The 26577-nt window shown below is 54.0% G+C and carries 29 protein-coding genes; 10 read left to right on the top strand and 19 right to left on the bottom strand.

All coding sequences use genetic code 11. The features are described from left to right. Positions 1-78: 78 nt before the first annotated feature. Both AC1Q6D_RS24820 and AC1Q6D_RS24815 read right to left on the bottom strand, forming a co-directional pair. A complete protein-coding gene (locus AC1Q6D_RS24820; protein WP_103403711.1) occupies positions 79-681 on the bottom strand; it encodes a hypothetical protein in 603 nt (200 codons plus the stop codon). Positions 682-816: 135 nt separating this feature from the next. Beyond that, on the bottom strand, positions 817-1248 hold the full coding sequence (locus tag AC1Q6D_RS24815; RefSeq protein ID WP_103403712.1) for a TraR/DksA family transcriptional regulator: 432 nt from the start codon (positions 1246-1248) through the stop codon (positions 817-819). Between the two features lie 227 nt (positions 1249-1475). Here AC1Q6D_RS24815 and AC1Q6D_RS24810 point away from each other — a divergent pair, with 227 nt between their 5' ends. After that, a complete protein-coding gene (locus tag AC1Q6D_RS24810; RefSeq protein WP_103403713.1) occupies positions 1476-1688 on the top strand; it encodes an Arc family DNA-binding protein in 213 nt (70 codons plus the stop codon). A gap of 163 nt (positions 1689-1851) precedes the next feature. On the opposite strand, the gene AC1Q6D_RS24805 is transcribed toward AC1Q6D_RS24810, so the two are convergent. Together AC1Q6D_RS24805 and AC1Q6D_RS24800 are read right to left on the bottom strand one after the other, a co-directional pair. Continuing rightward, entirely contained in the window at positions 1852-2772 is a 921-nt protein-coding gene (locus AC1Q6D_RS24805) for a hypothetical protein (RefSeq protein WP_103403714.1), read from the bottom strand. Positions 2773-3540: 768 nt separating this feature from the next. Further along, positions 3541-3915 carry a hypothetical protein gene (locus AC1Q6D_RS24800; protein WP_146041464.1) on the bottom strand — a complete coding sequence of 125 codons (375 nt, stop codon included), beginning with the start codon at positions 3913-3915 and terminating at the stop codon, positions 3541-3543. A gap of 188 nt (positions 3916-4103) precedes the next feature. On the opposite strand from AC1Q6D_RS24800, the gene AC1Q6D_RS24795 reads away from it, so the two are divergent. Then, a complete protein-coding gene (locus AC1Q6D_RS24795; protein WP_103403717.1) occupies positions 4104-4439 on the top strand; it encodes a DUF4870 family protein in 336 nt (111 codons plus the stop codon). Between the two features lie 149 nt (positions 4440-4588). On the opposite strand, the gene AC1Q6D_RS24790 is transcribed toward AC1Q6D_RS24795, so the two are convergent. The 3 genes from AC1Q6D_RS24790 to AC1Q6D_RS24780 all read right to left on the bottom strand — a co-directional run bounded on the left by AC1Q6D_RS24790 (position 4589) and on the right by AC1Q6D_RS24780 (position 6555). Then, a complete protein-coding gene (locus tag AC1Q6D_RS24790; RefSeq protein WP_103403718.1) occupies positions 4589-5059 on the bottom strand; it encodes a hypothetical protein in 471 nt (156 codons plus the stop codon). A 416-nt stretch (positions 5060-5475) separates the two neighbouring features. Then, entirely contained in the window at positions 5476-5985 is a 510-nt protein-coding gene (locus tag AC1Q6D_RS24785) for a hypothetical protein (protein ID WP_103403719.1), read from the bottom strand. A gap of 354 nt (positions 5986-6339) precedes the next feature. Beyond that, entirely contained in the window at positions 6340-6555 is a 216-nt protein-coding gene (locus AC1Q6D_RS24780) for a hypothetical protein (protein WP_103403721.1), read from the bottom strand. Between the two features lie 279 nt (positions 6556-6834). Between AC1Q6D_RS24780 and AC1Q6D_RS24775 the strand changes: the two genes are divergently transcribed. The 4 genes from AC1Q6D_RS24775 (at position 6835) to AC1Q6D_RS24760 (ending at position 9028) form a co-directional block, all read left to right on the top strand. Further along, positions 6835-7635, top strand: a complete 801-nt coding sequence (locus AC1Q6D_RS24775; RefSeq protein ID WP_103403722.1) for a phosphoadenosine phosphosulfate reductase domain-containing protein — start codon at positions 6835-6837, stop codon at positions 7633-7635. Between the two features lie 86 nt (positions 7636-7721). Then, positions 7722-8108: a hypothetical protein gene (locus AC1Q6D_RS24770; RefSeq protein ID WP_103403723.1), complete on the top strand. Its 387-nt coding sequence runs from the start codon at positions 7722-7724 to the stop codon at positions 8106-8108. 14 nt (positions 8109-8122) lie between these two features. Further along, on the top strand, positions 8123-8347 hold the full coding sequence (locus AC1Q6D_RS24765) for a hypothetical protein (protein ID WP_103403724.1): 225 nt from the start codon (positions 8123-8125) through the stop codon (positions 8345-8347). 318 nt (positions 8348-8665) lie between these two features. Next, positions 8666-9028 carry a histone-like nucleoid-structuring protein, MvaT/MvaU family gene (locus AC1Q6D_RS24760; protein WP_103403725.1) on the top strand — a complete coding sequence of 121 codons (363 nt, stop codon included), beginning with the start codon at positions 8666-8668 and terminating at the stop codon, positions 9026-9028. Between the two features lie 780 nt (positions 9029-9808). Here AC1Q6D_RS24760 and AC1Q6D_RS24755 read toward each other — a convergent pair. Then, positions 9809-10618, bottom strand: a complete 810-nt coding sequence (locus tag AC1Q6D_RS24755) for a hypothetical protein (RefSeq protein ID WP_103403726.1) — start codon at positions 10616-10618, stop codon at positions 9809-9811. Positions 10619-10834: 216 nt separating this feature from the next. On the opposite strand from AC1Q6D_RS24755, the gene AC1Q6D_RS24750 reads away from it, so the two are divergent. The 3 genes from AC1Q6D_RS24750 to AC1Q6D_RS24740 all read left to right on the top strand — a co-directional run bounded on the left by AC1Q6D_RS24750 (position 10835) and on the right by AC1Q6D_RS24740 (position 14864). Next, entirely contained in the window at positions 10835-11359 is a 525-nt protein-coding gene (locus AC1Q6D_RS24750; RefSeq protein WP_103403727.1) for a hypothetical protein, read from the top strand. Positions 11360-11521: 162 nt separating this feature from the next. Continuing rightward, the gene (locus AC1Q6D_RS24745; RefSeq protein ID WP_103403728.1) at positions 11522-12787 is read left to right on the top strand and encodes a DNA methyltransferase; all 1266 of its coding nucleotides are present in this window, start codon (positions 11522-11524) and stop codon (positions 12785-12787) included. A gap of 790 nt (positions 12788-13577) precedes the next feature. Next, entirely contained in the window at positions 13578-14864 is a 1287-nt protein-coding gene (locus tag AC1Q6D_RS24740; RefSeq protein WP_103403729.1) for an OmpP1/FadL family transporter, read from the top strand. Between the two features lie 60 nt (positions 14865-14924). On the opposite strand, the gene AC1Q6D_RS24735 is transcribed toward AC1Q6D_RS24740, so the two are convergent. The 5 genes from AC1Q6D_RS24735 to AC1Q6D_RS24715 all read right to left on the bottom strand — a co-directional run bounded on the left by AC1Q6D_RS24735 (position 14925) and on the right by AC1Q6D_RS24715 (position 21312). Beyond that, on the bottom strand, positions 14925-15836 hold the full coding sequence (locus tag AC1Q6D_RS24735) for a DNA-binding protein (protein ID WP_103403730.1): 912 nt from the start codon (positions 15834-15836) through the stop codon (positions 14925-14927). A 726-nt stretch (positions 15837-16562) separates the two neighbouring features. Further along, the gene (locus AC1Q6D_RS24730; protein WP_103403733.1) at positions 16563-18047 is read right to left on the bottom strand and encodes an ATP-binding protein; all 1485 of its coding nucleotides are present in this window, start codon (positions 18045-18047) and stop codon (positions 16563-16565) included. Positions 18048-18236: 189 nt separating this feature from the next. Further along, complete coding sequence (locus AC1Q6D_RS24725; protein ID WP_103403734.1) at positions 18237-18716, bottom strand: hypothetical protein; 480 nt, start codon at positions 18714-18716, stop codon at positions 18237-18239. Positions 18717-18904: 188 nt separating this feature from the next. After that, the gene (locus AC1Q6D_RS24720; RefSeq protein ID WP_146041465.1) at positions 18905-20035 is read right to left on the bottom strand and encodes a helix-turn-helix domain-containing protein; all 1131 of its coding nucleotides are present in this window, start codon (positions 20033-20035) and stop codon (positions 18905-18907) included. Positions 20036-20619: 584 nt separating this feature from the next. Next, positions 20620-21312, bottom strand: a complete 693-nt coding sequence (locus AC1Q6D_RS24715; RefSeq protein WP_146041466.1) for a hypothetical protein — start codon at positions 21310-21312, stop codon at positions 20620-20622. Between the two features lie 195 nt (positions 21313-21507). Here AC1Q6D_RS24715 and AC1Q6D_RS24710 point away from each other — a divergent pair, with 195 nt between their 5' ends. Then, positions 21508-22326, top strand: a complete 819-nt coding sequence (locus tag AC1Q6D_RS24710; protein WP_256590176.1) for a hypothetical protein — start codon at positions 21508-21510, stop codon at positions 22324-22326. A gap of 1051 nt (positions 22327-23377) precedes the next feature. Here AC1Q6D_RS24710 and AC1Q6D_RS24705 read toward each other — a convergent pair. The 6 genes from AC1Q6D_RS24705 to AC1Q6D_RS24680 form a co-directional block, all read right to left on the bottom strand. Continuing rightward, positions 23378-23893, bottom strand: coding sequence for a hypothetical protein (locus tag AC1Q6D_RS24705; protein ID WP_103403736.1), 516 nt, complete (start codon positions 23891-23893; stop codon positions 23378-23380). An 85-nt stretch (positions 23894-23978) separates the two neighbouring features. Then, positions 23979-24371 (bottom strand): hypothetical protein, encoded by a 393-nt coding sequence (locus tag AC1Q6D_RS24700; protein WP_146041468.1) that lies wholly within the window; start codon positions 24369-24371, stop codon positions 23979-23981. Between the two features lie 122 nt (positions 24372-24493). Continuing rightward, positions 24494-24844, bottom strand: a complete 351-nt coding sequence (locus AC1Q6D_RS24695) for a hypothetical protein (RefSeq protein WP_103403738.1) — start codon at positions 24842-24844, stop codon at positions 24494-24496. Between the two features lie 155 nt (positions 24845-24999). Continuing rightward, positions 25000-25758, bottom strand: a complete 759-nt coding sequence (locus AC1Q6D_RS24690; protein ID WP_103403739.1) for a hypothetical protein — start codon at positions 25756-25758, stop codon at positions 25000-25002. Beyond that, positions 25748-26110, bottom strand: coding sequence for a hypothetical protein (locus AC1Q6D_RS24685; protein WP_103403740.1), 363 nt, complete (start codon positions 26108-26110; stop codon positions 25748-25750). Before AC1Q6D_RS24685 ends, AC1Q6D_RS24690 begins: the two co-directional genes overlap by 11 nt. A gap of 20 nt (positions 26111-26130) precedes the next feature. After that, positions 26131-26448 (bottom strand): hypothetical protein, encoded by a 318-nt coding sequence (locus AC1Q6D_RS24680; protein ID WP_103403741.1) that lies wholly within the window; start codon positions 26446-26448, stop codon positions 26131-26133. Positions 26449-26577: the final 129 nt, after the last annotated feature.

The following is a 26577-nucleotide window of genomic DNA, read 5'->3' as shown; positions in this document are numbered from 1 at the left end:
GCAGTGGTATCTAGTGCAGGAGACGATACTCAGCCGCGGAAACCGAAAGGGGCTAATCAGCCCCTCAAACTGGCTCGGTTACCGTGCGGCCACGAGCATGAGAGAAGCAACTGATGGCAGTATCGGGGAATGGATCTGCGTGGCTTGTCGCACCGATTTCTGAACCACGATCAACTCGCCACGACTCGCCAACAAACAGGCTAATAGCGGCCCCATTTCACCGCGGCTACAGGAAGAAGAATCTTCTGCCTTGTACCGGGTTACCAATTGAACAAGTGAAGCCGTCGCCCATCCAGCACCAGGAAGGCTTTTCGCTTGAGCGCCAACGAGATCCAGGCGCTCGTTCAGCGTCAAGATCGGTGTGAGTGCGTCCATTAGCACAATTAACCTTTGGCCATATGCGGCAAGAGTGACAGCCAGGTTGCTCATTCGAGTGGCAAAAAAACGGCTTTGAGCCAAATAGCTTTGATATACAAAGATGTCATCCCTTGGAAGCCCCTGCCCTTTACCTTTCGCATCAAGGATTCCCAGCGCGCGCTCGGCCGATCGCAACTTCTGCCGCTCCTGGACGAAAAGTTGAAGAACGCAGCGGGCTTCCTTGCGCATCAACAACAGCTCTGCCCTGTGGGCGGCCTGGTATTTCAAGTTAATGGTCCCGTTGCCTAAGTGTTGAATGTCCATTTTTACCTCCGGGCAAACTACGCTTGTAGCGTTTTGCCCCATTGATTGGACTGGTAGTTGCGTTTAGCTCGATTCTTCACCCTATGAAGAAGGGGTTGAACTCACCACTGAGCAGTAGAGCCAACCCCACACATTTCAGGCGGCAAATCTTGCGCGATGGCGGTCTTTGGCCTCACGGCGCTCCTGCTCTTCCACGCACAGTTTGGCGGAGGGCAGTACCAACAACCGGCGCAGTCCGATTTGCGGGCCGGTTTCACAGTAACCGTAAGTGCCGTCTTCAATCCGGTTGAGAGCCTCCACGAGCTCGTCCAGAGCCGATGAGTCACGTCGGATCGAGCTGGTTAACTTTTGACGCTGTTCTTCGATAGTCGCGGCGTCCCCAGGATCAGGCACGTTCTCCAATCGCTCAAGTTCCTCCCGCCAATTGCCGATACGCATCCTGAGTTCACTGATGTGGGTATTGATCAGATCGCGGAAGAATTCAAGCTGCGCGTTGGACATGTAGTCATCGGCACTCATGAGCAAAATTTCACTTTTCGTCACATCAACCTCCAGGTTGTTTTTCATCACCTGAATCATGCCGATAGTTTGAAATATGCAACCTGCTAAATGGGCCCAATGGAGGCCGTATCCAGGGTCGGATTCGAACCCCTGAATCACGCATATCGTCAAACATTGCCGGCGATATTGAACGAGGTCGACTACCCCATCTTGGTGTGCAAAAAGACTCTTTCAGTTCGACCTTCATTTCGATACGACCATGGCGCCAAAGTCGTTTTAAAACAGGAGCACGCATGACGAAAAACTCAACTGACCCTGAGGCCAAATACCCTGCGCGCCTACCGAGTACTCTCCTCGAGCGAATAAGGGAAAAAGGTCGCGTCAACAATCGGAGCATCAACCAAGAAATTGTCCATGGAATGACTCAGTACCTTGATGGACTGGACGAACTTCAGTTGCTCATCGCGACTATGAAGCGACAGCTTGTCGCTATTCAGTCCACTTAATATCTGTATGCGTGCCCCCCTCTCTACTGCTGCATCTCCACATCAGGCAGCATCGTCCTAACCGGGCTGTGGCTGTAGAGGTAGCGTAAAAAAGCCCTCACATGGAGGGCGATTTTATTGTGCAAGATTGGAATGGGGGCCCTGATGCTAGGCCGCCCCAGTCTCAATAAAACGCAGAGGGTCCACGCTCACTGTCAGGCAAGTAAAAAGCAGTGTCCTTCGGCAGGTTCTTGGACAGGGCGGCTGCCAGCTGCTCGGACGTCACTTCACCACGGGTCTTAAGCACCATCGAATCGAAGAGCGATCCCGATGCCGAGCCATTCGTGGTTTCGTGCCCAACCGGGATAGCCACGATTCGAGCTGGGTAACCACCACGATCTACAGGAGCGTAACCGTCTGCAGCGAGGATACCTCGGTGACCCATGAAGACTTTGGCGGCCTTTAAGCCAGACGTGGTCTCAATTTTGCCCAACCGGAATTGTCCGTTTGGCAGATCATACGATTTGGTAACGTCGACCACTGTCTTGGCAAACATGGCTTCCATCTTCGCCCCGCACCCCGCCACGGCTGCAGCCATGTCCTGCCCATCGACCTTAGGCATAAAGCAGACAACATAGCCTTGCGTGACGCGTGGGTCGAATTTTGGTGAGCCTGCCACCAGGCTCAGCACCATGCCGGCGCCACCCACGTCTCCACCGATTGCGTTTAAGCCAATCGCTTCAAGGTCCTTTCCTGTTGAGCTTGGTCGAGAAGAGTCGGTCGACATGTAGCGGATCGTTTCCTCTTTGGTCGACTGACGCAACTGGGTACCTGTGAACGAGCCGGCCGGGGCTGCCTTCAAGGACGGCATTCCCATTACTGCAAAGACCTTGTCGGTCGCCGTCGCAGTGCTGGCAAACTTCTGAGGTTCGCTGTTTGCGTGCTTGATGGTCATCTCATCAGCAGCGCGAAACTCGTATTGCACTGACGCAGACTGTGCCGTTCCCACTCCGTCAACCTGAGCCTTTTTGGCGCCGTCATACGCGGCGCATCCACCCAGGGAAGCGATAGATGCAGCGATCAGGGTGTAGCCGATGGACTTCATCCTTGGACCTCTCTTTGGTTTTTCTAAATGAGACCACAAGGCCGTGAAAGTGCAAACTGGATTTAGTTGAACGCTTTGCTCTGTTGATCTACCGGCTGACAGATATCCGCTACATGCTTCAGATCCCTATGCGTGATTGCTTGAGCGCTACTGTTCGCGTCGGCGAGCAATTTTTTCGCACAGGCCGACTCGGCGATCACCGTTCGAATTTGATCGACGGACGCCGGTTGCCACGGTTCGTATAGTGCCTTGACCGCTGGATAGCCGATTAGACAGACAAGCGCTAGCCCACCAATCCATTTGCAGACTACGAGATATTTTCCCCTGGTAGATCCAGGCGCGTTCACCAATGTTTCACCGTCAGCGTTTGCGTTCGTCATAGCGCATCCAGATATTATTTGTGGTTGATGTAAATGCTCAGGAATGGCAAGCCAGATCTGAAGGTTGTCGCCTTGAATGAGTCTCGCCGGGTACGTGTTACCCGCACCACTGTGAACAAGTACCGGTGATTTTTTTAGCGAGTACTGTTACGTCACCGCGGCCCCGGTGCCCAATGACCATGCAACCTTGCCGGGTGCATTTCACAACTAGGGGGTGATCGTCACACATGCTGATGCCAGAAAAGCTCATTTTGATCCCATGTATCGGGCACCTCCCCTCCTGCAGGCGCTGCGCCTGCTCTGACGCCGATTGCCTACGTGGATCGAGTCGCCAATCAGCTCGTATCTCTGCTGGGACATCTGGGAACTTGGGGTCGTGAATGTCGCTTTACCAGCGGCCATCCCTTTCACTTATGTCGTGGCCTTCGTATTGCCGGTAGATGCAGTCGAGCCCAAAGTTCTGGGGGATAAATTCCCGAAGGGCCTCGCCAATGAAATTGTCTCGGCACGCGGCCTCCGCTCCTCCAACCAACTCGACAATCACTGAGGCAACGTAACCAGGCCGTCTGTAATACCGGAGCGTGATGACCCAGGACCCGCCAAAGCGGATAAAAAACTCATTGAGCTCGCCTTCCGGGACCCCTCGGGCCAAACCCTTCTCATCAGAGTCGAACCAGAAGGCCCACTTGAAACCATCCCATTCCTGCGAGTGATCGGCGTCGGAAGAGGCGCCCAAAACTTCACCCTTTTGATCGTTCAGCATCATGGTGTCCAAAACTCAAAGATGTCGCCTATGGTCTCAGGTGCCACAAAGGAGCGAGCTTGGGTTTGGTCCCTAGGACGGGGCCAACTCGACCAAAAGGTCTATAGGAGAATGTGACTATGGTAAGCATGCGTGTGGGGACCTCACTGTCGCGCTGCACATCTGCTTTGAAAAATGGACGAGTACTAATGTCGGTCGCAAAACACATAGCCCGTGCCTTACCTGCTCAGCGCGTTGCCTTGCTGATCTACCTGCTCTACATCTCCGGATACTTCTTCGGGATAACGGCTTTAGGGGGGGCAGTCATCGCCATCCTCTACAGAAAATGTCCTGATGAAGTTCTCGCCACACATTTTCGCGCCCAAGTCCGACTTTGCTGCTGGAGCCTGCTCTGGGTTGTGTTGGGTGGCCTTACGGTTAAGGTAGGCGTTGGTTACATCGTCCTCACGACCTGGTTTTTTTGGTCCGTATGGCGAATCGCGCAGGGCCTGTTCGCGCTTTCTAAACACCGGCCCACGACCTGAAAAAGAAAAACCCCCGGCCACTGACGCGACCGGGGGGTTGTTTATTTATGTGATGTCCGGGGCTAGAGCCGACAAACTGCCGACTGACCAGCAAGTCCCAGAACTGCTCCCATGACTTCCTCCGGCGCCGATGCCCATTCAGCCGAGTCCTAATACATGAGCTCGAACCCCGCCTGAACGATTCGCACGTACGAGCATGGGCCACGAGCCGGCGTTCTTAGCTCTCGACCATTGGCCACCGAAACTAACCGCTCCTCGCCATATGCAGTTCCGAAGGACTCCAGCGCATGCGTGGCTTCAGCCTTTCCCCAACCAAGTTCAGCGGCATACTGCTGCACGACTTCATGAACTGCCACCTCCTTTGGTATGGATGCTCCCGCAAAAGCTGACCACTGAACATGCGCCTCAACTTGGAACACAACAGCACGGCCTTTGGCATGTCTGGCGGTGTGCTCGATGTTGCGCAGCGCCGGCGCTCCAATGGCCAGTTCATGAAGAATATTGACCAGACCGTCGACGTCAAAATCATGCAGGGCATCCAGGTCTACCTCGACGAAAGCAGTCAAGCGATCAAGAAGGACAGGCCAAATTTTGCCGTTCGGAAATTTCATGTAATTCATGGTTCTTGCTCCAGATTAGAGCGATGCCACGCCCCAAGCGGGATGTGAACACCGCATGGGTTTAAAATTTGAATTGCGCTTAGAGGACGATGCGACGATCCGAAGGCCGTACGGGATTCGTATGGTGAGATGTCAACTCAATCCACTGGCACTGGTATGAGCCTCCGTACTGCTGGCACACCGGAACAGTGCGAGCAGGGACGGTGGGCGAAGAGTTCACAGTTGGCTGCATGTCAACGCAACCGGACAGAACGATTGCCGCCATGACCAGAAATTGGGAACTATTCATTGAGGAACTCCATGGAAATTCACGGGCCCCTCCCCTAGCGGGAAAGAGCCCGCAAGGGTTGATGATTGCTGTAATACAGCTCGTGGCCATGTGGCCTCATGACGGCAGATCAATCTGCCATCATGCTTTAGGAGACGAAAGAATGCTCTGGGCGCAGGGTCGGGTCCAGAGCGCTGGCACGAACCCATAGATGAGCTTTAAGCACTGCCCCCGCTGGCCTCATCTCACTCGAAACCGTTAGTGAACCGTTGCTCAGGACCGCTTCAAAACCTGCGTCCATGATTGAGAATTTAGACTGGTCAACGACCGCTCCCACCCTGGACAAAAGCTCCTGCCGCAGCGCGGATATCACGCTGATTGTTCCGATCGTTCCATACAGCCCGTGGCCCATGTAGAGACTGAAATCAAACCGCAATGCGTTATAGCGGTCCGGCCTGTACTGAACTTGCGAGAGGACCGCATCGCACGAGATTAGGCGCTGTGACCCTTTGTTGGTTGTCTTCACGGGCTCCCCACGATGGAGCTTGTGCTTAACGTGGGCATCCTCAAGAAACCGCCTTACCAGAGTCAACAGCTCCGGCGCGGAATCCGTGTAGTCAGGCCAGACCACAGGTGCGGATGTGTGTTGTTCAAGCATGTGTTTCTTCCCATTCCCCTGCGAGCTCAGCGAGTCGCTCAAGTGAAAATTGTTCGCCTGGCTTACCCGTGTCGGATAGCCATGAAATGAATCCAAGGATCGCATCATGGAGCCCCACTTCGGCCTTGGTCTGGGCCACAGCAGCGCCTCCAGAGCTTGGAAGCGCTGAGGCCTCGTTTTCTGCCCCAACCATAAAGGGAGACACGGCCGCGACCACCAACTTGGTCCATAAGGGCACCTTCGATGCCAGCTCGGGTTGCAGAGACAAGACCGAGGAGACGCGTTGCGCCAGGTCCGCTTGCGCTGCTGCTGAGCACACTGGAGTAACCGCCGGCTCCGCCTTGCTCGGTGCAGTCACAGGCTTTTCAGCGTCATTGCCAGCTGTTCAAACGCAATCACCGCCAAAGCGGCATACCGGTGACCGAGCTCAGTAGATCTGCAGCGAAATACAGGCTCATTACCGGCAAAGATCGCCGGCGCACCACCGTCAAGCTCGCCGGGCTTCAAATGCAGAGTCGGAACAGCTTTGATCAGGGCCGCTAGGTCCTGACTGAAAGACTCGGTAGTCATAGAGCACCTCCAATATTTGACGTCATGGTGACACCAGTTCTGAAAATGCAAGTCCCGAGATAACAGCCCGTCCTTGGGGGCTTAGGGCAGTGCAGTCGACCACCTCACCGAACGTCGATCACGTCACCATCAGGCAGGTGTATGGCTTGGTTCCGGGTTAGATCTAGATTTTTTGGGGCACGGTTTGGGCTTGCATTTCGCACTGACGTGGGAGAATTGCCACATCGAGTTGAGATTTGGCGAGGTGCCTTCTACGGCAACCCGTACTGAGGAAAACACATGAGCGTTCAGCTGCAGATGTTGTTTGGCGATGGTGTGGGTATTCGTGCCTCTTGGGAGGATGAAGTCGATCGACTGATTCGTGATGGAGCGCTTTTTGTATCCAATCATTCAGGAGGTAAAGATTCACAAATACAGTTAATCCGACTGCTGGAGCGCGTGCCTGCGTCGCAACTACTTGTCGTTCACGCTTCGCTCGGTGCCATGGAGTGGCCTGGAGCCATGGAGTTGGCACGTGATCAAGCGGCCGATGCTGCACTGCCGTTCATTGTGGCCACAGCTTCCAAGACGCTGCTGGAAATGGTCGAGCGCAGGTATGAGAGCCGCCCGGAAGTTCCGAGTTGGCCATCAGCCACAACCCGCCAGTGCACGAGTGACCTGAAGCGCGGCCCGATCCAGCGTGAGGTGCGACGTTACGCAAAGGCCAACGGATTCAAGACCATCGTGAACTGCCTTGGGCTGCGTGCTCAGGAGTCACCGGGGCGTGCCAAGCGTGCTGCGTTCAGCCGTATGGGAATAAGCAACTCAGTGCATACATGGTTCGAATGGCTGCCGATCCATGACATGAGTGCTACCGAAGTGTTCGACGCCATCGCGGTAGCCGGGCAGAAACCCCACTACGCCTATGCCTTGGGCAATGATCGCCTTAGCTGCGTCTTCTGTGTGATGGCTTCCAAAGCTGACCTGCGAAATGGTCGGGCTGCGCGCCCTGAGTTGTTTGAACAGTACGTCGAACTTGAGCAACGGACGGGCTACACCATGCATATGAATCGAATTCCATTGGTTGAGCTGGTGGCTTAACCTTAGCCCGCAAATACGGCTAAAGGCCTACATAACAGCGTCCAGACGCTTCACAACGACTGAACAAGCCTCACGGAATATCCGGCATGAAGCACGAATACCCCGAGTATCCATCAGTTTCGGCAACGGTAGATCCATCGCGATATCTGGATGCCATCGACGCTCTGAAAGGCGTCCGTCAGGTCTTTTGTGATGGGGAGACGATCCTCCTGCCCGAGGCCGAGGTGCAAGCAATTAATATGCTGTGCACCCGCTTCAATGCGTCCACGGTCTACGGTCAGGCCAAGGAGTATGAATTCGCAACAAAGGCTCGCGATCAGTCCGTTCCACTTGAGCTGCTGCGACTTGGCCAGGCCGTGCATGACTCCACCGGGCAATCGGCCGAAGAAATGATCCGTGCTGCTTTGGAGCAACCGAGCGCGACCTTGTTGGCGTGGTCAGCGCTCTATCGCTCCAGCATGTTGCCCAACTAAATACGGAAAAGATGATGAGCACAACACTCAAAGCGCTAAGTGATTATGAGCACGGATTTGTCACCGCCGCAGCGCTGGCCACCCGGTTGGGTGATCCGAACCTTGCAGCCAAAATGCTTGGGCATGCTGGCTTCCAAGCGCTAGATTGCTCGGAAGTCAACGACGTTGATAAGCTGATGCTTCAGTTGGTGAACCAGCAACCTGGCATGAAGTTGACGGGTCTAGGCAAAAATAACTGAATCCCGGAAAATCCCGCGACACACCTGCCCGCCTTGAGCGGGCATTTTTGTAGCTGTCATTTGCAAAGAGCTGTATTTTTTTGGAAGACGACAGCCTCAAATGATTCTTTCCTCGGAAAACAATTGTAATGTGCGAGCTAATGATCAACAGGTACGGTCCCAATCTGTGACGGCTTTGTTCGCGAACTCACCGATTGATCTCATGCCCCAGGTGTAAGATTCTGTATGTGTATTCCGCGGACCCAGCAGGGTTAGCTTAAACAGCACACATTGCGTTTACCCTTCAGTCTTAGTTTGAAGATCAATTGGAGAATTACGATGTCCTTGATAAATGAGTACCGTGCGACCGAAGATGCTATCAAGGAGCTTCAGAGTCGATTGGCGCAGCTCAGCAGCGATGACCGTTTGAAAACCGAACTGGAGTTCGAGGGGAAGTTGCGCAAGCTGATGGGTGAGTATCAAAAAAGTCTGCGCGACATTATCAACCTGCTGGACCCTACCCCGGCAAAAATTGGCGCGAAGCAAGCAGCTCCCAAAGCCCGCCGCGCACGTGTGGTCAAGGTTTATCAGAATCCACATACCGGCGAGTTGATTGAAACGAAGGGCGGTAACCACCGCGGTCTGAAAGCCTGGAAGGAGCAGTACGGTGCAGGCACGGTCGACTCCTGGCTGCGCGGCTAAAGCTCGCGGCGAAAATGAAACCCATAACCCCTGAAGTCTTCAGGGGTTTTTTTTATGGCAGACGCCTACTGGTTGGAAAGCCATCGAAACTTCAGGGACACTGCTTGCTCACAGAGGGGCCCACTGGCATTATGCTCACTCTTTTCTGGTGCTTGCTCACCAGATAGGCGAAAGCCAAGCTGCTTGCAGCACCTACCCTGCGCTTCATTCGATCGTTATGGCCCTACCTGGCCCTTCAGGATTCAGCCCGGACCACTCTTCTTAAGCTGTTTGAACTTCGCCGCACCAAAACCGCTTCGCTCATACAGCAGACCGAACAACCCATACTCAATTGCCATGACCTGGTCCGATTTCAGGTGCAGGCTTCCGATATGCCGCATTTACCGGCACCCTATTAGCAATGTCTCAATTCGAGTCATTGCTCCTGCTCAAGCAGGAACAAATTCTAGACGTCCAGATGGCTGCCGCTGTCAGTAAGCGGGAACTCAACACTTCGGTGTAGTTCCGGGCCAAGGTTTTTTTTAAACCTGGTCAGCGAGGTCCGCAGTCGGTGCCTCGGGAAGTTTTCAGTCCCATATAACAACTGCAGCCGCAGATGGTATGAGAGATAGTTACATCAAGTAGGGTTCTCCCGAACGAAAGGACTAACTCGCCTCCACTCTGCACTGCAGAGTTTCTTCCAGGCAACTGGCATATCAGGCTAAAGCACAGACCCTCGCGAAAGCGTGGTCGAAAAAAAACCCGGCACACTGTGTCGGGTTTTTTTTCGCCTGCAGAATCTCAACGCTCAGCCGGCACTAGATCCTGTGCGGCCGATGCCACAAGGCTGCAATAAAACAACCAACCGCAAATGCTCGCCAGTAGCAGGGCCACTCCAAGTGAGTTCGTTGTAGCGTCAAGCCATTTCGCAGAAGCCTGCAGGAGAACGCCACAGATCACCAACAGCCGCATGGGGCCGAGAATCAATTTGTCGCGCTTCGACAGCCCTTCCTGCAAGAGCTTGGCCTTCTCCCAGGTGACACGCCCGGACATCATCGCCGCGACCAGATAGGGCTCGACCTTACCCCCCATGATGATAAACAGAGGCATGATGCTGAGCTGCTGCTCTACTGCACTCGTGTAGAGGATAACCAGGAGGTTCCTCTTCCCTTCCCCAAGCAACTGGTCAGGAATTTCAAACCGCGGGAGCGTCCCTGCCTGCCACGCCGAAATGTCCGAGCTAAGCATTGCCCCCAATGCAAAGAGGTTTAGCAGACCGCCAATGATCAGCGCGAGGGGAGTGGCCAGCCTAAAAAAATTCCGCCAAGGAGAGCCGGGGCCGATAGCCTTTGTCAGCAACTCCGAGCCATTGACGGACCCTGCTTTCCAACAGCACAGGGCCAATACAATAAATACGAGCGGGCTCCCCAAGCTGAAGACGTGAAAGGCGGCCTTGCCCACCGTCAGCAACAACACAATTGCAACCATCGCAGCCAGAAAGGTGATCAGGAAATAGAGCGGCAATACCCTGAGAAATATGGGTAGCGCACCAGCCAACCAGGTTCGCCATTGGGCAATTTTGATCGCGGGTGTCGGTCTCTGCTCGAACATTGTCAATCTCAAATTCCCTCAAGTCATAGGTGGTGTAGCCACCGACCTTTTCTCCATGTGCGTACCAGATGTATAGGGACCCACGCGAAACAATTCAGAAGCAAGACTACGGCCACAACCGAAAAGCGCAAGTGGTGCTTCGCCAGTGTGCGCCACTTGCATATTGGAAAGCTGTGAGAGCGTGGTACCACTATTACTGCTCAAGGGAGTCTAACTATGTCTCAACCACTCGATACCGCACTGCCTTTCACCACCACACCGACCACGCCCGATGCACTCTATAAAAAACTGGGTGTGTATTGCGTTGCCTGGGAGCAGATGGTGCTCAACGCCATGACGTATCTTCTGGGTGGTGAGTATCAAGGGGGAAGCTATGAAATTCGTGAGTACCTTAACGGCGCATTTGCTCTGATCATTCCGGATCAAGACGCGAAGAAGGTCGTCAGATACGGTCACAGTGAGGAAAGCATGACCCTAGAGGCCGCCTCGTTTGTCGCAAACCTTATGGCGTTCTCGGCTTGTAATTCCACTGCCATTGATAAGGAAGACGAAGCCGGCAACCTGATGCTGCACGACTACTACTTTGCGTTGAAGGATGTAGTAAGCGGCAGGTACGGCTTCATCATTGACGCCAGTGCAGGAGATGGGACACGGCCGCTCAACGAGGATGAACTAGCCACGGTCCAGACCGAAGCGAAACCGCACCCTGAGCGGACTGCCATTCTTCGTATGATCGACTGAGCCTTTTAACCTCTCAACCCCTTAGTCGATCTCAGGGCGGCGAGACAGAGTCATCCCCCTTCAAAGGTGTTGCCTTCTAGATCAAACATATGCCCGCATCGGTCTCCGCGGCGGGCTATTCATCTCTGCACCTTCAGCCTAGCAACCCGAGGCCGCAACCCAATGACTGTTCCCCCGGCAAAACACCAACTCGATCTGTTCGAGCATGTTGAAAATGCCTTTAAGGCAAATCCTAATCGCCCTCTAAGCAACGATGAGCTTTATCAAATCGTGGGCCGCACGGCCGAGATTCCTGACCATGTGATGAACGCTCGGAGCCCGATTGGCGCCGCCGGCGATTTACACTCAACAACCCGTCGATCAATCCGTTGGCAACAGCAGTCGCTCAAAGCACTGGGAGTTGTTGAGCGGGTCGAAGGTGCCAGAGGGCTATGGCAGCTCACCGAGAAGGCTAAAAAGGGCCTCAACAAGCCTTCGCCCGGTGTCACCCTGCTTGGGTTCAGTACCAACCTCGGCCTGGCCTTGTGGGGAACTTCTCCAGACGCTTTGGCCGGACTCAATGAGCCGATTGAGCTCGTCCTGACTTCCCCCCCGTTCCCCCTGAAAATTTCTCGAGCTTATGGCAACCCCACGGCGAGTGAATTTGTCGACTTTATCTGCCAGGTCCTTGAACCAATCGTGCCGAAAATTTCGGCAACTGGAAGCCTCGTATTGAATCTGACCAATGATTCTTTTCTCGACAAATCCCCAGGAAGATCCACGTATTTGGAACGCACAATTATTGCCCTCGAGGACCGATTTGGACTGACATTGATGGACAGAATCCCATGGGTAAATTTAGCGAAGGCCCCAGGTCCCATGCAGTGGTCGAGTCGGACGCGCCAGCAACTGAATGTTTCGTGGGAACCGATCCTGTGGTTCGCCCTCGATCCCATTTTGTGTAAAGCAGATAACCGAAGGGTTCTTAGGCCGCACACCGCACGTCATGCAAAGCTCTTGAGTCAAGGCGGTGAACAACGTAGCACAAGCTATGGAGACAACGCCTATCGGCTCCGCCCCGGAAGCTTTGGCGGAATCACCAACGGCGCCATCCCGAAGAACACGCTCCAGATTGGCCACTCCTGTGCCCGCGGTCGGGAACATCGAAAGGCCCTAAACGCTCTGGGCCTAACCCAGCACGGTGCCGGCTGGCCATTCGCTGTGCCAGATTTTTTTATCAAATTCCTGACAGAGCCTGGGGATTTGGTAGCCGATATTTTCTCTGGCCGCGCCATGACCGGCCGAGCAGCTGAAGAGAATCAACGTCGGTGGATATGCGTCGAGAGCGCACTGCAATACGTGCGTGGAGCAGCCGAGCTCTTTCGTTCGTTCCAAGGCTTCTGGATCAATCCGGCATTAGAGGAAGCATTCAGGTCGTCAGATGCGTAGAAGCAAGGCCCACGGCCATTATGCGCGGATCCGGAAACCGTACGAGTAGGCAACCTTGCCTATTTGCTTGCATAGGCAGTATTGCCTATTACGGATTTTGCGATGGGACATGGGTCAACCGCATAGTTATCGTCATCTGCTGGACGCTTGGGCCACACGGGCACGAACGGGCAGGCCTCATAATTGGCGACCGGTGCCCCTGATATGGCACAGATAGAGCGAATAGGGCCAGGCCTAATGCGTAGCCTCGACGATGTAGATTCGACGAGGCCGACGTTATGGTTACTAAAAAAAAGATCGCTACCGGGTTGGGCATTGCTGCGCTCTTGGCGCTTGGGTTTGCCGCTTCAATCAGCACCGGAATGATGGCGGGGACAATACCGGCATCACTCTACGGACAGGTCGGCGACGCTCCAGGTTGTCTAACCAACCTAGGGCAAAATGCCGAACAATGGGCGGAATTATCGCGTGCCCAGATCCACTCAGAGCCAATGCTAATGGATGGCACGTCGGGCGGTTACTGCTTCAACCCACCGAGAAAGTCTAGTCATCTATAACTGACCGAGACCAGTCGCGCTGAGCACTCAGCATAAATCCGCTAAAGACTCCCCCGTTGGTGCCGCCATAGCACAAAAGAATCTTCTGAATTTATTTCCGAAGGGTTCACAAACTTGTGTTGGATTGTCCTACAAAACCGCTCTATCTCCTGCAATACAGGCAATACAGACTATGGCGCTGCGAGCATTTTATTGGTAATTTCCTCGCCGCTGACCACCAAGGATTAATAATAATGAAAAAAGTGCTTCTCAAGAACACCATCGGTTTCGCTGTGGCCGTGGCATCCACTCAACTCTTCGCCGCTGGATTCGCTCTTAACGAACAAAGCATCAGCGGGATGGGCACTGGTTTTGCCGGCCGCTCTTCTTCTGCCGATGACGCCAGCACTGTATTTGGTAACCCAGCCGGCATGGCACGCCTTAAGCGGGAACAAGTGACCGTAGGCGCGGCTGCCATTCTCGCAAAGACAGATATCAGCAGAGATGGCAGCAATTCTCCAGGCGGCAGCTTCGATGGCGACATGGTTCCTACCGTTGGCGTACCGATGGGCTATTACGTCAAGCCAATTGATGATCATTGGGCGGTCGGATTTGGCATTTACGCACCGTTCGGCCTGGTCACCGACTATGAAAACGGATTTGCCGGCCGTTACTTCGGTAGCTATAGCAAAGTTTCGGTTGTGACTCTGCAGCCGACCGTCAGCTACGCCTTCAATGACAAGATTTCGATCGGTTTCGGTCCGACCATCAACCGTATTGACGGCACATTGAAGTCTGATGTCCGCGGCAACTTTGCTGGTACGAACGACGGTGAAGTGAAAATCAGCGGGGACGACACTGCCGTAGGCTACAACATAGGCGTCATGGTCCAGGCCACTGACAGCACGCGTCTGGGCCTAACCTACCACTCGATGGTTGATTACAAGCTCGAGGGCAAAACAAAAATCAGTGGTGCTCCGTTCAGCGTTTTCAGTGGCAGCAAGTTTGATGCCTCACTGAAAATCAAGACCCCTGAGTCCGTGGATTTCTCGGTTACCCACGAGCTGAACGACAACGTGACCCTTTACCTAGGCAGCACTTGGACCCGCTGGAGCCGCCTGGAGGACATCACAGTCAACAATAGTGGCGTATCCCCGCTATTGGGCGGCAGCGCTGGCCCAATTGGAACTATCAGCGAGCCACAGAATTGGCACGACACTTGGGCCCACGCCATCGGTGCCAGCTACAAGCTCAACAAGGAATGGACACTCCGTACCGGCTTCTCGGTCGACCAGTCGCCTACCAACAACGAAGACCGTTCGCCACGCATCCCTACCGGCGATCGCACAGTGTTCAGCCTTGGTGCTGGCTGGAGCCCAACCGAAGACATCACTGTCGACATGGCGTACTCCTACTTGATGGAGGAGGACGTTAAAGTCAGCCGTTCGAAGCCGCTTGCCCCAGGTGTCAACACCACCTACAACGCCAAGTATGAAAACAGCGCACATGGCCTCGGCCTCGGCCTGACCTATCGCTTCTAAGCGTTTGTTGGTCAAACGAAAAGCCCCAGCATGAGCCGGGGCTTTTTTTATTCCTTTGGCTTAGGCTTGAAGCGAATTGGCTTCTGAACTGGGGACAAGCGGCAATTGAGTCGATTGTCTGGTCCAACCTGGTTGTGTACTTGGCAATGCTTCCATCTTCTCAGTGGTTAAGTCCCGGCTGAGCGAGAGGAAAAGGGCTGTTGGGGCGCCATTTCTTGGTCCTCGGCAAATAGGTATTCCGAGGGAGCGACGACATTGACTGACCGATCCCTTTGTAAATGCGCCGCCGAGCAAGGCCGCGACCTCCGAGTCTTTAATTTTGCCGAGTAGCGCAATGCGTTCGGCCGTCCAGACCTTATGGTGCCGCTTGATCCCCAACTTCTTTCGAAGTACAGAAAGCGTGGTTGATGAGTAGCCAAACCTGGCCACCAGATCACGATCGGCTACCTTCCCAAGCAAGGACAACATTTCTTCGGGGTACTTAGGCACGTTTACACTCAGGATACCCCGGGCTTTCCGCTCCTTCTTCAGGTAGTGCAGGGTGAAACCAAACTCAGTGGATAGGTCCTGATCAGATCGCACTCCCAATTGACTGACCAATTCCTGCGGCAAGTTAACTATCTCGCGCTTTTTTATGGATGGCGTTAGCGTTGGTAAGGTTGCAGGCTTAACCGTGGAGGCCACGCCCAGTTTTTTCCGAAGAGCACAGACGCTTGCGATGTGATAACCAAACCGCTCACCGACCTCCCGGTCAGTAACCTTCCCGAGCAACTGAAGCATTTCTTCTGGGTATTCGCCACGCTTGAATTGATCGATACCCAAGGCAAGACGCTTCTGCTTCAAGAAGTAAGCCGAAATACCACATTCAGCCGACAGATCGCGGTCCGAACGCTTGCCGAGTTGCTGGATCACAGCTTCGGGGATCTCATCTAATTTGTGGCTACTTGACTTTGGTTTGGTTAGTTCGCTCATGAAATTGTTACTTACATGTCAATTCTTTTGGATAAAAGCGTCGCCATTGAACACTCGTTTCAAGACGATGGATCATTTTGCCCGAGGCATTACTTGCGGGCAGCAACTGCATGGCAGGTTCAGCCAAAGCGCGAGGTATTCTGGGGGCATATGGTCGAGGTTGAGCGAGGATGTCATGCCGCTGATTGTGCCAGAGCAGACTTTCATCGGCGACCAACAAATTGGCCAAAAGGCCGGGGCTTAAAACTAAACCCTCGATTGTTCAGGCCGCCCATAATCCTCACAGATCAAAGCGGCATGCGGGCCCAAGGAAAAGTGTAAGACACAACCGTGTCAAAGGCATCCCACCTTTCGTGGAATGGCTTTAAATGCACCAAGCCATTCCCTAAGGATTCCTTTTATTTTTGGATTAGTACGGGTCGCGGAATCAGAGGAGCCTGGTCAGCTTCAATGGTGCGACACAGAGGCTTGTTCACCTCATCGGTTAGAGCAACCAAGCGAGGGGCCTTCTCCCCTTCCATGACACTCCACAGGCAGCCGCGCCGATCCTGCAAGATTGCACCCTTGCCAATGGGTAGGGAAATGCGTTCCAGCCGATCTAGCATCGCCGCCTCTGGTATTGGATCGCGTGCCGGCTCCAGTGGAACTGGTGCCTGGTCCGCAAATGCAAAAAGCGGCAACAGCGTAAGCAGCGCGATTGGTAGATTTTTCAATTTGCTATCTCCATTAGACTATTGAGCACCAAGCCCAGTCGTTTTGCGTTTCGCCTTTCATTTTGAGCTGGACCAGCATCGTCTTGGTCGAGGTTACCCACGCCAATGCTTCTTCGCGAAGGCGCAGTTTTGTCGCGCTTGGCCTCCAGTAAATCTCGTCAATACCCAACACAATCTTGGTGGCCACAGAAGCGACAAAGTCCTCCGGGAAGTGCGTCGGGCTCTGCGATGCTGCCACGAGCATCACGCCAAACTTTCGCGCCTCTTTTGCGATGGTGTTGATTGGATTGTCAGGATCATCGTCGGCGTAGATATGCGCCTCGTCCAAGATGATCACGTCCTGAATATGGTCCTGAGGTCCCCGCTCCACCGCAGCCATGAATAACTCCTCGAGCTTGAAGAGAACGAAAAGCTTTCGTTCCTCCATGGACAGCGCGTGGATGTTGTAACGCCAGATGGGGTTACTCATTTCGAACGGCGGCGGCGACGGTTTGAAAATGCCGATCGCATCGAGATTCTGCAGGCGGTCGACAACAGACTTGAGCACGTCAGTGCTGTCGTACTTCATCAGGGAGTTCAGTTCGCGACCCGTGGTGATGGACTCGACGTAAGTCGCGAAGGCGTCAATCGCCTTCTTCTTCGCCTTGTCCAGCTCGAGCTTTCCAGCCTCATCTTCAAAGTTCGCCTCACCTTTGCGAAGGGCTTGGATCGCCTTCTTGCGGTAGGACTGTGCCGATCGGTTTGCAAGCTCAAGATAGGTGACCGCGTCGGCTCCCGATCCCAGAAACGACTGCTGAAGGATGTTCTGAGCCATTCGCAGGGCATCTTTAATCGAGGGGTTGGTTCTGGCCATGAGCTTCGGAGGCCAACGGGTCACAGCTCCTTCGTACTGATCCTGATTGATGTACCAGGAGTAGAGAGGTCCGCCACTCCAACGTGCACCAAGGGCCTTTGCCTCGTCTTTTTCAGCCTTTGGTACATCGATGAACAACCGCTCCTCATGACCATCGCTCATCAGCACCGCTGTCTCGTCCTGGACGTACCAAGTCGATGGATCATCTTGCTTAAACCCGTACTGGGCGTAGACGTCGGTCAAGATATTTCGCAAGCAGGCCTCCTGTTTGGGGCCCATCGTGCGCATGGTCCGATTCATGGTGGACATGAAGGACTGGATTCGCTTTCTGACGCCGCCAAAATGAGGGTCAGGGTTGACCTTCAGTGGATTGAGCCCCCAACACGTCTGCTCGGAGAATCGGACCTCGGAAGCACCAGGAATCTCCAGATCACCATGCACATCAAAAAGGTGAACGCGCGGGATCTGGTGTCCGGCGGTTCTAAGTGCCTGAGCAATCATTTTTCGAAGCGTGAAGGTTTTACCCGAGCCGGACATACCCACGATCAGCGTATGACCATTCACAAGCTTTGAACTGTCCCAGATAACAGGGACAGTTTTGCCTAACTTCAATTCCTGGGCGTCGAGGCCGAATCGAATCTGCATCTACGAATTGCCTTATCCACTTTTAGCCTAGCGACGCCAGGCCATTGATGGAAGCAACTGTAAACACCCGGCTGATCCGAAGGGGGCAGGTTTGTACCCGTTCAGGGGGCAAACTGGTGGCTTGGGCGGCGGATGAGCCAGCTTCCCTAGCCCCCACCATAACCAAACAAATGAATCTTTCCTCGAGGTTCAAGCAGCCGAGACGAGACGCAGTCCACGCTGCATGTGGGCCAAGCGCACTTGAGATTGCGCCAGGGCCTCACCCGACGTTGATGAAAGCCTGACTGCATCAACAAGCCCTGCGCCGGTTACTCGCCTCATGTCGTCCGATGCCTTCATAAGTGCAACAGCGCACGCACGCATGAGATCGGCGAGGGCCGCCTCGGAAAGCTCGCAATGGGGGCCTAGAAAGGAACCCTCTTCATCGCCTACGTCAACGCAGAGCAAATCGGCTACCCGGGCCAGCCAGGATGAGTGAACCGCCATGGCTGCAAATGGGTGCACGTAAAGCCGGCCGGCGCTGATTCGATGAAGCACTCGGCATTCCGCCTCATCTAGGGCTTCAACGAAAAGCCCTTGAAGTTCATCAGTTGATACTGCCATCACCTCCATAGACAGCGAAGCCGACAATGCAGTCATGTGAGTGGCAAGGTTCAAAAATGGCGTCATCGTTAAAGATCCTGAAATGTTTGAGTCCAAGATACGTCGTAACCCAAAACTGCAACCTTGGGATCGTGACTCGCAGTGAAAAAATGGAGTTCCGAAGTTGGATGGCAGCAGCGACAGTGGAGCCCCGTGCCTGACGGCCGGGCACGAGCAGCACGCGAGCAAATAACTGTCAGCCCAGAATCAAATGCTCACTCAGGGATTTCCTGACTGGCATCAATGAGTGCAGCCGCAAGCAGAGAAACTTGCTCTCTGTTTAGGACAGCCAGATCACCCTCCACTCCCATTTGCAGGTGCACCGCTTTATCGACCACGTTGACCTTAACAACGGTGATGGTGGCCGCCTCATGCTTACCGGTCGCCTCAACCGACACTGGTCCGCTCAACCGTCTACGCGAACGAACAATTGACTCTTCTGCCCCAAGAGCGGTTGGCGTGAGGAGGTATTGCTTGGTCGCTTCCGGGAGCGATCCAAAGGCGATCTCATTGACGCCGAAACGCTGCCGCATCTGCCACCCTTGCACATGCGCCCGGTGTTCAATGAACGTTTCATCGGTGGCCATACCTGGCAACCCGACCAGGTCCCTCACCGGCAACCATAGGCCTTTAGTGAGATCAAGCCGATAAACCACTTGGGGTTCTCGGTGCTCTGGCCCCTTAGCCCGCGACCTAACCTTTGGAATTGGCCGCCCCAAACCATCATAACGCTCTGGCCAAATCTGCTCTGGCCTGATCCCTAAGCATCTGGCCACTAGATGCTGCAGGTTATCCAGCCTGGTAGAGCCCAAGGTATCCAATGCTGACCGCCTGATACCAAGGTGCGAGGTAAGGCTGATCAGAACGAAACCCCGGTTACGCAAGGCCGCTTTAATCCACGTCAAACGCGCAGGCTCCTCACTTGGTAAGCCTTCTAGGTCGATTGGACTACCTGAGTGTTTCTCCAAGAGATCTGTGAAGAGCTGGCGCGCAGGGACCGCAACCGGCAGATCAAACAGCTCTGGCAACGTGGACTCAATTTTCGCCTGGAGCTCATCATTCCAGACGACATCGTAGCGCTCTGGGAAAAGGGTTCCTTCGGAAACTCCGAGCGCTTTGGCAATTTCAGTTTGCGCTGCTGGATAGTTACGATTCCCAGCCGAAGCGATGCCTGTCACACCTGAGGACTTGGAAAGTGAGGAGAGGGAAATCCCCTTCGCCAACAGCGCTACCTTGATTGCATGCCAACGAATAGCCATTGGAAAATCAGGGTATTTATCTTTAGTTGTCATACCAAACACCTCGCGTATTTGGTATGACCCTCTCATGGACTTCTCAATGTGCAAGACCGGGCTCCACTACGGTGAAATCGCCCTCCATTGCTCTCCATGCTGGTGGCTCGGCAGCACATTTTATGATTAATAACAGGCTCCACTGCAAGAAATCTTTTGCCTGTCATATTCCTCTTTGTTTTGTGAAGTCTTGAAAGCACTAGATAATTTGAGTCTATTCCATACACAAACGTGCGTTATCTAGCCCTTATCTACGGCTGCGTGAGCAAGGACCAAATTTACTGGCGCATTCATGCGATCAGAACTAATGGACTGGGCCGTGGCAAAACCATGGCAAAGTGCAATTAAAGAATCAGATTATAGCCACCATTATTATGATGACTAACATGCTTTAGATAATGCTCGAATTAAGCAGCCGCCGTGGCCCTTCTGGCTGCCGTGCAGAGCCGCGGCTGAAGGGGTAAGCCGAATGCCTATTGATAAGAAAGACTTATAACCCCATCTCTTCCTCTTACACCAAGGATTTACACTTCATAATGCCAACCAAATGTATCCTGGCCACTAGATCTAGAAACCCTCTCAGGTCTACCCAGTAATTGCTGTAGACTTACAATTTCGCCATCCGAAAAATAGAACAACTAACCTTTAACTCTCTTCCTGCGCCAGGATACTAGCCCAATCAATGCGCATATAACCGAAAGCGCACTAACCACGCTACCATACACCAACTTACCCTGAGCGAGTGACGTTACAGCGTCGACTGCTGCGATGGCCGACATCACATACATAACAGCTGGCGATGGGATCATTCGGTAATAGTAAGTATATTTCGTATTGTTCGATCTTGCCTCTAAAAGCACCTTCTTCGCTGGACCAATAAGTTCTCGCAGGTTTTCCAAACTGCGTTGGCCATCAGCAACAACATTGTTCGGTAAATGGTAAAGAGCGTCAGATATTGACTCGACGAATGCTGGATCACTGCCGGCGGCACCGCGAATTCTGGCCAACCCTTCGTGCAACAGATGAGCAGCTTCTGCACGCAGAAACATCCGCTCCTCGCCGCTTGTGAAGGCATTATCAAATACAGGGAGGTGGTAGATTTTGGCCGCTCCTTCGCCCCCCCATTTCCGGAGGCACTGGTCGACCTGCAATTCATTCGCCCCTGGCAGGCGAACAAAATAGCCACTCTTTCGAGAGGACGAACTCAACTCTTCAATTAAAGATTGGCTGCTTCGGCTTCCGTCAAGCACCGCACTTAAGCAATTTTCGTCAATCACTACGGCAATAATGCCAACTTCATTGAGTTCATTGAAAAGCGATCGAATTGACACGGCGTAGCTCCACGAGACTTTCGCAAAAGAATCACAGATCGGCACTTTGTCTGTGACTGGTATTCGCCCCTGCAAACGGTCCAAATTATCTGTGTTGTACCGCAACCTGCTCCTTGTGTATGAGGCCAAAGGACCGGGCTTGCATATTTCGCAAGCGCGAGAGGATGGAGTCTGAATTCTCTCAGGTACTACACGATGTCCGTATCAGATACTCCATGGAAGTACGCGTTCCATTCCGGCATGTCCTCATCAGCTGACCTGAGGGCGGCTACTGATCTTGGCTTGCCCGTTGGCGTGGTCGCCACACTACTCACCACACGCCAGATTTTCCTTACGCTGCCAAAACACCTAAACGCCGGCGGCAAACTGTTCGTCGATTCAGGTGCGTTCAGCGCCTTCCAGAAGCGCACCACCGTGGACTGGGAAAAGGTTTTTCAAACTTACGAGACGCTCATCAATCAGACTGCGCAATCCGGGAATCTATCAATCGTTGCGCCCGACGTGGTTGGGGATCAGGTTTCCACCCTTGAGCTATGGGCGGAACATGCACATCGCGTGAGGAACTGGGTTGAAGCGGGAGCGCGGGTTATTGTTCCTCTGCAGGTAGGACGCCTGAGTGCCGGGGATCTTCTTGAGGAGGCGTTTAAGCTCTTTGGCACCCGCAAGGTGTGCGCCGGGGTACCTTCTAACCTTGCAGCAATGACTGCGAACGACGCCGCTACGATCAGGCATGGTGACTTCCACATCTTGGGCCGGGTCGTGCTCACCGTTGACCTAGCAGAAAAGGTGCTCGCGATCCTTATATCAAATCCGGATGCACAACTAACTGCCGACGCCAACTGGCTCCGCGCACGAACCGCGCGCATCTCCAGCCTCGCTCGTGATCTCCCCCGCTCCAGTCTGCCCTTTGACTGCCGCCGATCGAGGGCGATTAAGGAGTTGCTGTTGGCGGATGGGTACCACCTCCAAGCCCGCCAAACCGAACGCGCCCCTCGAGTGCAATCCGCCTGTTGAGGCCCCCACCGGTTGGGCATTGACCCCCTTAATAAAAACCGGCGCTTAGCGCCGGCTTACTGATTCTCGGATCGTCATCGGTCACAAACGCTATTTCACGCAGCTGGTAGGCCGTCGGCTGTAGTCAGCCCAGGCAGCACGCCACCCATCGTGATGGTTCGCATGGACTGTGGCTATCTCAACGCACTGCGTACTGCCCAACTTTGACAGGTACGCCGATGACACCGCCCGAGGAACCACACTGTCCTGGTCACCGACCAGATGGCGCTGAGGAATCGTCCTGAGCTTGTCGACATAGCTCACCGGGTCAAGCGAACCACTTAACTGCGTCAACCCCTGCAGCTGCGTCCAAGCCGTGACGGCTATGTTGCCAGCTAGCGTTTGCACTGAAACTACGTCATCCCTTTTCGCAGCCAGAAGCAGAGCTACTGCACCGCCACCTGAGTAACCCACCAGCTCCATGCGCGTCACCGTATACCGCAATTTTACGGCGTCAAGTGCGGACGACATGGATGCAATGACCTGGGGGCTGAAACGCTGATCGGTCCACGTCTTGGGATTGCAATGCTCGTTCGAGACAAACTGGCAGGGCCTGGCCAGGTACACAGCTCCGCCGGGATCGTTGGCAGCGAGATTTGCTACGAGGTTTTCATGAGGGGTTGGATCTGTGCTGGGTTGTCTTGCAGTCGCCCAAGCGTGCCCATCGCCCTCGACGTACACCCTCAACACCTCGCCTTTCACTGACTTGGGCAGTACCGCCTGGACAGGGTAGATTCCACCGGTATAAATCTCAGTCGTGCGGCCGGCAGCATGTGCATTGCCTTCGAGGCGAGCGGTGTAATTTACACAGCCCGTGCTCAAGGCCGCTCCAACCATTACGAGGCTGATAGGTGCGCACAGTCGGAGCTCAGTGATGGGCATCGAGGTTCTCATTTTCCTGTGATCGAAGTTCCATGATACCCAACGGTTATGGTATGCAAGTAGTCGACGCCGACCCAGAAAATTACCCCATAATCAGGTATGCATTCCCACGATGGGAACGGTGAACACTCTACAATTCAATAAGTTGGTAATTTTGTACGCTAAGCGACCCTCGCCTTCTGAGCGTAGCTTGAATTGCCTCATCGCTCGGCTTTCTCATCCAAAATGTCGCCGCTTCGGCGCCGCCGAATTCCAGATAAATTACTGCCTCAACTCGATGGGTCATACCGGCATTCTTGTAGAGACGGTCAAATCGTTGCACCCGTGCGCTCGACGAACTTAGCGCCGCCCGTGGATCGCACGAGTCGTGCGTCACCAGTTGGGCAGTGTCGTTCAACTGCTGGCTTCGAAACTCACCAGAAGAGTCTTCTGAATCAAGGCGATCACGGACGAATTGGCAGGTCAAGCGTTGAGCACGATCGAGCACCGATCTTACTGGATGAGCTGACAAGCACTTCTCGAGAATTGACAACCAAAACGTCGGTCCCGTTGCTGAATCCGTTTGAGCGGGTCTGAAATTACTAAGGTCTGTCATGGCAGCATCCTGCTTGGCTATGTGTTCCATTCTGATCAACCAGTTGATCATTGATCCGCCAATTTGCCCCAATAGGCGGGGCTATCTTGAGCACCATTGCTCCTGAAAGGGAGCAGGTCCATCCATGGCCAACGCGCTAATCGATCCTTGCAGGTGCATTCTCCTTGGCCAGCAGTGCCGCTATGACTATCAGGTAAATGCCAGTACCCGAAAGCACAACGATGGCCGAGGTAACTGCCAGAAGATGCAGGCTGATCAGCGAATTCAGATGGCCGCCCATCGCATACGCGCCAATGGAAATCGCCGAGGCCAGAACCACCATCAAAATTAGTTTTAGGACAGTCAGGATTTTCGTACCGGTGAGACTGTGAGCCAGGTATAGGCCGCACATGATCACCAATGCGGAAACCAGGTACTCAAGGAAACTTGCTGCCATATACGTCACGCCATCGATGCCCGGCCTGATTGAAAAAAGCTGGATCAGGATGTAGAACGCGGAACAGATGATGATCGGTTTTAAGAACTTCATGTGACGGACCCTCGACTCGCCTTTGACAGGTGAAAGGGTCGCGTATATAGGCGGGAAAAAGGCATCGATTCGCCCCAAAGCGAGGGCACAAATGCGAGGCTGACATGAGAGTTTCCTTTGCCCTAAGCCAGCAGTGCAACACACAAGATGAACAACCCGCCGAGGGCAAAGGCGTTAAAGAGCCAGAGCGACGCGCTGCCATTCGACGCACCGGAACGACTCAGGGAGTAAAAGGCCAACGCTTCTATGGTTACAGCCCCGGCTACGGCTGCGGTTTTTATGCCGAAAGCCTCGAACAACATCCACACCGTAGAACCGAGGATAAGGGAGACGAAGAGAACAAACAGAGCTGGAACGTTGAATCCGAGAACCTCGAAGGTTGTGGAGGCCAAGACTCTTGTCACTTTGGTCACGCCCCCAAACAAGAAGTAAGTGAGCACAGCCGCTGCCAATACGATAAGGATTTGTGTCATTTTTCTGCTTGTTCCTAATTGTGTTTTCGCGCACGCGAAACTCGCGTCCTTCTACGGACATGGCCCCACGTTTTACGGCGGGGCATTGTGTGTACCTGGGCGGATGTAAGGGGTGGCCGGAGCCAACCGATCGGATTAATCCAGTCCATGAAAAATCAATCCAGATAGAGCCGTCGACCAGGAGCAGGGGTCGATTCTGGAGACGTCACAGCCGTTGGAGGCGCTGGCTGCGTAGGCTGTAAAACAAGTGGTGGAGGCGTAATCACCCGGGCTGCTGGTTGTTGGGAAGCCTGCTCGACCCGCAACCGGGTAAGGCTGTCAACTCGCTCAGACACGGCGGTTGATATTTCTTTGCGCTCGAAGTGGACCACCATTACGGCAATGAAGAGGACGATCCCAAACCCTATTCCAAAACCCCAACCAAGGACTGATTTGGCGACGCCGTCCGCCTCGGTGGGATTGCGAGTGGCAATCGCGCTGAGATCCGTGAAGGACGACACCGGACCACCAGTAGCCTGATATGAGAACTTGATCTGCAACCTGTTCTGGTCGCCGTTCTGAGTGATATCAAGAATCTTGGCGGTACCGCCTGCCAATTTAAGGATTGCTTCCTGAGCAGTCATGGACTCACCAGTGACCATGCCCCCCAGAAGGCCATTGAGACCACCATCGGGAACCCGGCACCGTATCTCCCCGCCAATTGTACGAAATCGTCCCGGGCAGACCTTGAGCTCACTCCCTGCCTCATGATTCCACTGATCCCATCGCAGGTTCAGTGTCTTGACCGACAGAACATCCTGCTTGACCATCTGCGACGAGGACGAGCCTTCCTCAGCTGACGCAGTCCCGACAATGCTACCCAATGAAACCGCCAACAAAACAACTGCAACCCGGACCAAATTATCAATCACCACTATCTATCGCTCCCACCAACTGCACAGGGCTGCCAAGTTTCCCTTGCCTGTAAACGAACTCCTTCTCAAAGTGAATTGCGGCCGAACGACTCTTGAACGGGCCATGCGATTCTTTGTCGATCTGGACGTTCCATTGGCAGCGCCAGCGCCTGGTCCACGCCGCGGCTTTTGACTCATCATTGACCAGTGCGCGAAGCACCAGGAAGCAACCGCGCTGAAAGCGGCCCGTAGGGAGGACGCGTGAGACACGTTTCTTGTCGAAACCCGTTACGGTAAGCCCCGCAAAGCTGACCTCATCGGCAAAGCCGGTAACGGTTCCATTGCGTATGACGATTCGTCTTTTATGAGACATAAGCGCTCTTCTCTGCTCCGTCACTTGTCGGTGACATCATCCAAAAAAAGACGTCTACCTGAAGGCCTAACAGCCCCTTCAGTTGTTGGGGCCACTATGGCTCGCCCTGGCAAAGCCAACTCGGCTGGTTTGATGGGAGTTACATCCGTAACAACGACAGAGCTTCGAGTGGCCTCAGCTTCCAAGGTCGGGCTAAAACTTGAACTCTCGAACGATCCGATCGAGCCGAACAGCCCTAACGCAAGGGCAAGGAACAGAAAAGCGCTCCAGCCAGTTGCAATCCAACCAATGAGCACCACTACAGCAGCGATGAGAAAGATTTGTTTTGCGCTGTTCATCCAAAAACTCCATTGCCCTACCAGCCATGAATCCGATTACATCACCCCATAACTCCAGACCTACCCTGCGAGCCAGCCACACGTCGACGCACTAGCTCGGTTTGGATACGGTCTCGGGTTTGTCGAGCG

Source organism: Pseudomonas sp. MT92 (assembly GCF_058792515.1).
The sequence above is the reverse complement of the archived record's forward strand: the minus strand, read 5'-3'. Positions and strand labels throughout refer to the sequence as shown.

Excerpts from the sequence above, each read along its gene's own strand:
- AC1Q6D_RS24790 (WP_103403718.1), bottom strand. The coding sequence starts at position 5,059 with ATGAATTACATGAAATTTCCGAACGGCAAAATTTGGCCTGTCCTTCTT.
- AC1Q6D_RS24820 (WP_103403711.1), bottom strand. The coding sequence starts at position 681 with ATGGACATTCAACACTTAGGCAACGGGACCATTAACTTGAAATACCAG.
- AC1Q6D_RS24740 (WP_103403729.1), top strand. The coding sequence starts at position 13,578 with ATGAAAAAAGTGCTTCTCAAGAACACCATCGGTTTCGCTGTGGCCGTG.
- AC1Q6D_RS24765 (WP_103403724.1), top strand. The coding sequence starts at position 8,123 with ATGAGCACAACACTCAAAGCGCTAAGTGATTATGAGCACGGATTTGTC.
- AC1Q6D_RS24695 (WP_103403738.1), bottom strand. The coding sequence starts at position 24,844 with ATGACACAAATCCTTATCGTATTGGCAGCGGCTGTGCTCACTTACTTC.
- AC1Q6D_RS24795 (WP_103403717.1), top strand. The coding sequence starts at position 4,104 with ATGTCGGTCGCAAAACACATAGCCCGTGCCTTACCTGCTCAGCGCGTT.
- AC1Q6D_RS24760 (WP_103403725.1), top strand. The coding sequence starts at position 8,666 with ATGTCCTTGATAAATGAGTACCGTGCGACCGAAGATGCTATCAAGGAG.
- AC1Q6D_RS24725 (WP_103403734.1), bottom strand. The coding sequence starts at position 18,716 with ATGACGCCATTTTTGAACCTTGCCACTCACATGACTGCATTGTCGGCT.
- AC1Q6D_RS24770 (WP_103403723.1), top strand. The coding sequence starts at position 7,722 with ATGAAGCACGAATACCCCGAGTATCCATCAGTTTCGGCAACGGTAGAT.
- AC1Q6D_RS24710 (WP_256590176.1), top strand. The coding sequence starts at position 21,508 with ATGTCCGTATCAGATACTCCATGGAAGTACGCGTTCCATTCCGGCATG.
- AC1Q6D_RS24685 (WP_103403740.1), bottom strand. The coding sequence starts at position 26,110 with ATGTCTCATAAAAGACGAATCGTCATACGCAATGGAACCGTTACCGGC.
- AC1Q6D_RS24785 (WP_103403719.1), bottom strand. The coding sequence starts at position 5,985 with ATGCTTGAACAACACACATCCGCACCTGTGGTCTGGCCTGACTACACG.
- AC1Q6D_RS24735 (WP_103403730.1), bottom strand. The coding sequence starts at position 15,836 with ATGAGCGAACTAACCAAACCAAAGTCAAGTAGCCACAAATTAGATGAG.
- AC1Q6D_RS24755 (WP_103403726.1), bottom strand. The coding sequence starts at position 10,618 with ATGTTCGAGCAGAGACCGACACCCGCGATCAAAATTGCCCAATGGCGA.
- AC1Q6D_RS24800 (WP_146041464.1), bottom strand. The coding sequence starts at position 3,915 with ATGCTGAACGATCAAAAGGGTGAAGTTTTGGGCGCCTCTTCCGACGCC.
- AC1Q6D_RS24780 (WP_103403721.1), bottom strand. The coding sequence starts at position 6,555 with ATGACTACCGAGTCTTTCAGTCAGGACCTAGCGGCCCTGATCAAAGCT.
- AC1Q6D_RS24680 (WP_103403741.1), bottom strand. The coding sequence starts at position 26,448 with ATGAACAGCGCAAAACAAATCTTTCTCATCGCTGCTGTAGTGGTGCTC.
- AC1Q6D_RS24730 (WP_103403733.1), bottom strand. The coding sequence starts at position 18,047 with ATGCAGATTCGATTCGGCCTCGACGCCCAGGAATTGAAGTTAGGCAAA.
- AC1Q6D_RS24805 (WP_103403714.1), bottom strand. The coding sequence starts at position 2,772 with ATGAAGTCCATCGGCTACACCCTGATCGCTGCATCTATCGCTTCCCTG.
- AC1Q6D_RS24745 (WP_103403728.1), top strand. The coding sequence starts at position 11,522 with ATGACTGTTCCCCCGGCAAAACACCAACTCGATCTGTTCGAGCATGTT.
- AC1Q6D_RS24815 (WP_103403712.1), bottom strand. The coding sequence starts at position 1,248 with ATGAAAAACAACCTGGAGGTTGATGTGACGAAAAGTGAAATTTTGCTC.
- AC1Q6D_RS24775 (WP_103403722.1), top strand. The coding sequence starts at position 6,835 with ATGAGCGTTCAGCTGCAGATGTTGTTTGGCGATGGTGTGGGTATTCGT.
- AC1Q6D_RS24705 (WP_103403736.1), bottom strand. The coding sequence starts at position 23,893 with ATGATCAACTGGTTGATCAGAATGGAACACATAGCCAAGCAGGATGCT.
- AC1Q6D_RS24810 (WP_103403713.1), top strand. The coding sequence starts at position 1,476 with ATGACGAAAAACTCAACTGACCCTGAGGCCAAATACCCTGCGCGCCTA.
- AC1Q6D_RS24750 (WP_103403727.1), top strand. The coding sequence starts at position 10,835 with ATGTCTCAACCACTCGATACCGCACTGCCTTTCACCACCACACCGACC.
- AC1Q6D_RS24700 (WP_146041468.1), bottom strand. The coding sequence starts at position 24,371 with ATGAAGTTCTTAAAACCGATCATCATCTGTTCCGCGTTCTACATCCTG.